At 73.8% G+C, this 5,588-nt stretch carries 5 protein-coding genes; all 5 read right to left on the minus strand.

Annotated features, from left to right (window positions below; translation table 11 throughout):
• Positions 1-106: 106 nt before the first annotated feature.
• A complete protein-coding gene (locus ABZ297_RS45985; protein ID WP_355360675.1) occupies positions 107-796 on the minus strand; it encodes an ATP-binding cassette domain-containing protein in 690 nt (229 codons plus the stop codon).
• Positions 793-2,595 carry a dipeptide/oligopeptide/nickel ABC transporter permease/ATP-binding protein gene (locus ABZ297_RS45990; protein WP_355360678.1) on the minus strand — a complete coding sequence of 601 codons (1,803 nt, stop codon included), beginning with the start codon at positions 2,593-2,595 and terminating at the stop codon, positions 793-795. The genes ABZ297_RS45985 and ABZ297_RS45990 overlap by 4 nt, the downstream gene beginning before the upstream one ends.
• The gene (locus ABZ297_RS45995) at positions 2,595-3,539 is read right to left on the minus strand and encodes an ABC transporter permease (RefSeq protein ID WP_355360681.1); all 945 of its coding nucleotides are present in this window, start codon (positions 3,537-3,539) and stop codon (positions 2,595-2,597) included. The genes ABZ297_RS45990 and ABZ297_RS45995 overlap by 1 nt, the downstream gene beginning before the upstream one ends.
• The gene (locus ABZ297_RS46000; RefSeq protein ID WP_355360684.1) at positions 3,540-5,102 is read right to left on the minus strand and encodes an ABC transporter substrate-binding protein; all 1,563 of its coding nucleotides are present in this window, start codon (positions 5,100-5,102) and stop codon (positions 3,540-3,542) included.
• A gap of 95 nt (positions 5,103-5,197) precedes the next feature.
• Positions 5,198-5,588 (minus strand): helix-turn-helix domain-containing protein (locus ABZ297_RS46005; RefSeq protein WP_355360687.1); only part of this gene is annotated, 391 nt, incomplete at its 5' end.

Below are 5,588 nucleotides of genomic sequence, written 5' to 3' on the forward strand. Positions count from 1 at the left end.
TCCGACGGCCACCTGAGCGTCCCGACCGGGCCGGGGCTCGGCGTGGAGCCGATCCCGGCCGTGCTCGACGAGGTCACCACGGCCACCGAGTGGATTCCGCTGTAGGTCAGGGCCGGGGCAGGCGGGGGACGGCGTTCAGCAGGTCGCGCGTGTAGGAGTGCGCGGGTGCGCCGACCACGTCCTCCGTCGGCCCGTGCTCGACCAGCCGCCCGCGGTGCAGCACCGCCACCTCGTCGCACACGTACCGCACCACGGCCAGGTTGTGCGAGATGAACAGGATCGGCAGCCCCAGCTCGTCCCGGAGCGAGCGCACCAGGTTGAGCACCGCGCCCTGCACCGACACGTCCAGCGCGCTGGTGATCTCGTCGGCCACCAGCAGGTCCGGCCCGGCGCCCAGCGCGCGGGCCACGGCGACGCGCTGCCGCTGGCCTCCCGAGAGCTCCCGCGGGTAGCGCCCCGCCAGCTCGGCGGGGAGCGACACCAGCGCGAGCAGCCGCGACACCTCCGCCGCCCGCGCCTGGCCGCGCAGGCGCGGCAGCCCCTCCGCGACCGACGCCCCCACCGTCATGCGCGGGTCGAGCGAGGCGTACGGGTCCTGGAAGACCATCTGGGCCCGTGCCGCCCCGGTGATGCGCCCCGCGTACGGCACGAGCCCGCACACCGCCTTGGCCAGCGACGACTTGCCCGACCCCGACTCGCCCACGAGCCCGACGACGCGCCCTGGCGGGACCTCCAGGGTGACGGAGTCGACCGCGGTGAACGCGCCGAAGCGCACGCTCAGCTCTTCGATGTTCAAGAAACCTCCCAGCAGGCGACCCGGTGGGCGTCGCCGTGAGCGACCAATGGGGGACGCGACGCCGAGCACCTCTCGGTGGCCGCCGGGCACCGGGGCGCGAAGGCGCAGCCGGGGCCCACCTCCGACGGGGCGGGCTGGCGGCCGGGGATGCTGGCCAGCGGCCGCGACCTGTCGGTGTCCATGTCGGGCAGCGAGGCGACGAGCGCCCGCGTGTACGGGTGCGCGGCGCCGCCGGCCAGGCGGTCCACCGGCAGCTCCTCGACGACCCGGCCCGCGTACATCACCACGACCCGGTCGCACAGCTCCCCCACGACGGCGATGTCGTGCGAGATGAACAGGACCGCGGAGCCGGTCTCCTCAGTCACCTCGCGCAGCAGCCGCAGGATCTGGCGCTGCACGGTCACGTCGAGCGCGGTGGTCGACTCGTCCGCGATGATCAGCTTGGGGGTGGCCATGAGGCCCATCGCGATCACCGCGCGCTGCCGCATGCCTCCTGACAGCTCGTGCGGGTGCTGCCTCGCCCGCTTCTCCGGCTCGGGCAGGCGCACATGGCCGAGCCGGTCCACGGCCCGCCGGCGCGCCTGGGCGCGGGTGGCGCCCTGGTGGACGCGCGCCACCTCGGCGAGCTGCCCGCCGACCCGGAGCACCGGGTTGAGCGAGGCCATCGGATCCTGGAACACCATCGCGAGCGAGGTGCCGAGCTCCTTCTGGGTGAGCGCGCCCGCGTCTCTGCCCGACAGCAGCAGCCGCCCGTACGTGACGGCCCCCGGGTAGGGGACGAGGCCGCCGACGGCCGCCGCGGTCAGCGACTTGCCGCTGCCGGACTCGCCGACCAGTCCGACGATCTCGCCGGGCCGCACGCTCAGCGACACCCCGCGCACGGGTGTGACGCCGCCGGGGAAGGTGACGGTCAGCTCACGCACGTCGAGCGCCGCGCCGGGCTCGGGCTCGCCGGGGTGCGGCTGCGGCTGCGGGACGGAGGCGGCCCGCCCGGGAGCGGTTCTGCGGGCGGCGCCCTTGGCCAGGGCGTCGCCGAGCAGGTTGAAGCCGATGCCTGCCAGCGCGACGGCCGCGGCGGGCCCGAGCGCCACCTCCGGGGTGACGTAGATGCGGCCGAACCCGTCGAACAGCAGCCGGCCCCAGTCGAACGACGGCGGCTGCACGCCGAGCCCGAGGAAGGACATGCCGGCCAGGCCGAGCAGCGCCCCGCCGAGCGACTGGGCGAGGTTGAGGATGAGCGGCTCGGCGATGTTCGGCAGCACGTGCCTGGCCAGGACGCGATGGCGGGGCACGCCCAGCATGCGCGCCGCCGAGACGTAGTCGGCTCCGGCGACGGACGCGGCGAGCGTCTGGGTGAGCCTGGCGAAGCCGGGCGCGATGGCCGCGCCGATGCCCAGCACCGCGCCGCGCGCGCCGAGCCCGGTGACCACCGCCGTGAACATGGCCAGCAGCAGGCCGGGGAAGGCGACCAGGGCGTTGACCGTGCCGGTGACGAACCGGGCGGCCCTCCTGGGCAGCACCGACGGCAGCCCGCCGAGCACGATGCCGGCGACCCCTCCGACGAGCGCCGCGGCCAGCGCGAGCAGCAGCGAGTACCGGCCGGCGACCAGCACCCTGGCGAGCAGGTCGCGGCCGAGGTTGTCGGTGCCGAGCGGGTGCGCGACCGAGCCGCCCTGCAGGATGGCGCCCGCGTCGATGCGCGCGGCCTCCTCGCCCCACAGGGGCGGCCCGATGACGGCCAGCACCACCAGCAACGTGACCAGCACGGCGCCCACGACGGCGGAAGGGGTGCGCGGCATCATGACTCCCTGATCGCGGAGGTCGGGTCGAGCACGCCGAGTGCCACGTCCACCAGGAGGTTCACGAGTAGCACGATCGTGCCGTAGACGAGGATCACGCCCTGGGCGACCGGGTAGTCCTTCTGCGTGATCGACTCGACGATCTTCAGGCCCAGGCCGGGCCAGGCGAAGACGTACTCGACGAGCACGCTGCCGGCGATCAGCGCGCCGAGCAGCAGCCCGCCGAGGGTGAGCGTGGCGGTGAGGGTGTTGGGCAGCACGTGCCGCAGGTACAGGCTGACAGGCGGCAGCCGTTTGGCCCTGGCCAGCCGCACGTAGTCGGCGCCGAGCTCGCGCAGCGTCTCCGCTCGCGAGATGCGGGCGAGCATCGCCGTGGGGCCGATGGCCAGGGCGAGCACCGGCAGCACGTACGAGGCGGGGCCCGCCTTGCCGGCGGGCGGCAGGAGGTTCAGCCCGACGGCGAAGACGGTCACCAGGGCGATCGCGTACAGGAACTCGGGCACGGCCACGGCGGCTCCGGTCGCCGTGCCGAAGGCGGCCTCGGTGCCGCGGTTCCTGCCGTTCTCGGTGCGGACGGCCGCCAGCATGCCGAGCGGGACCGCGGCGAGCAGCGCCACGAGGGTGGCGAGCAGGGCGAGGCCCAGCGTGTTCGGCAACCTGGCGCCGATCACGTCGGCGACCGGTTCGCCGGTCAGGAACGACGTGCCGAGGTCTCCCGACAGCAGCCCGGTGACGTAGGAGGAGAACTGCGCGGGCAGCGGCCGGTCGAGGCCGAGCGCCGCCGTGCGGGCCTGGACCAGCTCGACCGGGGCGGCCGGGCCGAGTGAGGCGCGCACGGGGTCGCCGGGGATCAGGTGGATCATCGCGAAGGACGCCACCACCAGCACCGCGAGCGACACGGCGAACCGGACGAGCCGCCTGAGCAGGGGGTGGTGCCGGCGCACTCAGCTCCCCCCGGTGAGCCGGAGCGAGGTCGGGACGAACAGCCCGGCCGTCAGCTGGAACGTCGCGCCCTTGGTGGCGACCAGCTCCGTGTTCTCCACGACCGGTACCAGGTCGGCGTCGTCGAACAGGGCCGACTCGGCCTCCAGCCAGAGCCGGCAGCCCGCCTGGCCCGGCTGCCCCATGGCCTCGGCGACGAGCTGCGCGTAGCGGGGGTTGGCCAGGTGCGCGAAGTTGGCCCCCTTGGGCACGGCGGGGCCGGACAGGAAGCCGACGAGCTGCGAGGGCAGGGTGACGCCGATCGGCAGCCAGCCGACGTCCCAGTCCTGGGTGGCGTTGAGCGACTCCGACATCTTGGTGTCGAGCACGCCGTTCAGCTTCACCTCGGCGCCGGCCTTCTGCCAGGCGGCGGCCAGGTACTCGGCGGCGGCCTGGACGCCCGGCCCTCTGGTGGTGGCGTAGAGCAGGCGCAGGGTCAGCCGCTTGCCGTCCTTGACCCTGACCCCGTCGGGGCCCGCCTTCCAGCCGGCGGCGTCCAGGGCGGAGCCGGCCGCGGCGGTGTCGTAGCCGGGGACGTGGCCGGTGACGCTGTCGCCCTTGCAGGGCCGGGGGTCCAGCACCAGCCCGGTGGGGGGCCGCCCGCTGCCGCTGCCGGCGATACCGGCCAGCTCCTTGAGGTTGACGGCCTGGGTGAGCGCCCTGCGCACGGCGACGTCCTTGGTGGGCCGGTCGTCTCCCTGGTGGTAGAAGAACTGGCCGTTGCTGGTCGACGGGTGCAGCTTCCCGATGCCGGGAGTGGACTCCATCCTGGCGCGGTCGGGGCCGTAGAAGGTGGCGCCGTTGAGGCTCCCCGCGACGAGCAGGTTCGCGGCGGTCTGCTCGTTCGGCACGATCTTGAGCACCACCCGCTCGGGCAGCTCCCTGGCGGTGGCGCCGCCGGGGCCCCAGGCGTAGTCCCTGCGGACCTTGAAGGTGTAATGGTCGCCCGGTGCGGCCTCCGTCAGGGTGTACGGGCCGGAGCCCGAGGTGCCGCGGGCCAGCAGCGGGCGGTCCTTGACCCCCTTGCCGCAGACGATGAACAGCAGGCGGCTGCTCTCCAGGATGAAGCCGAACGGCTTGGGGGTGGAGAGCGTGACGGTGCCCGCGGCGTCGTCGGCCTCGGCCTTCATGCCGGACGGCACGAGGACGCCGTAGACGGGCGACTTGGTGGCGGGGTCGGCGATGTGGTTGACGTTCTCCGCGACGTCGGCGGGGGTGAGCTTGGAACCGTCGGAGCAGGTGACGTCCTTGCGCAGGGTGAAAGTGACCGCGTCGGGCCTGACGTCCCACTTCTCGGCCAGCCCGGGGACGATCCGCCCGGCCGAGTCGGCGCCCACCAGCGTGTCGTAGGCGAGTGACAGGACGGTGTTGGTGACCGACAGCACGCCCATGGCGGGGTCGAGCACGCCGGGGTCCGCGGAGATGGCGTAGGTGAAGGTGCCGCCCGAGGCCTGCCCTCCGGGCGGGGCGCCGCCGCAGGCGGTCGCGAACAGGGCCAGCGCGGCGATCACTGCTGCTCTTGTCATGGGGACTCCGAGAGCGTGGGGGTGTTGATTCACACTTGCCGGTCGCCGCTCGCCGTTCTTCGTGTCCGGCGATGAAATGTCCGCATGAGGTGGTGCTACAGCCCGAAGATCCGCATTTGCAGCATCACGGTGAGCCTGGCGTCGGGGTCCGACAGGTCGAGGCCGCTGATCTCGACGAGCCGCTTGAGCCGGTACCTGAAGGTGTTGGCGTGCACGTGGACCTGCGCTGAGGCCAGGTTGACGTCGCCGAACGCGTCGAGGTAGGCCCGGAGCGTGGCGACCAGCTCGCTGCCGTGCTCCCTGTCGTAGGCGAGCAGCCTCAGGTAGGGGCCGGTGGGTGTCTGCTCCTCCGCGTTGACCACGTCGGCGACCTGCAGGAGCAGCGACTCGAAGTGCACCGCGGTGTAGCCGGCGGCCTGGCCGGCCACCTGGCGGGCGCGCAGCACGCGCAGCGCCCGGTCGGCGTCGGCCCGCGATCTTGACACC

Origin of the sequence: Nonomuraea sp. NPDC005983 (assembly GCF_040614375.1) — a bacterium.
Taxonomy (GTDB): Bacteria; Actinomycetota; Actinomycetes; order Streptosporangiales; family Streptosporangiaceae; genus Nonomuraea.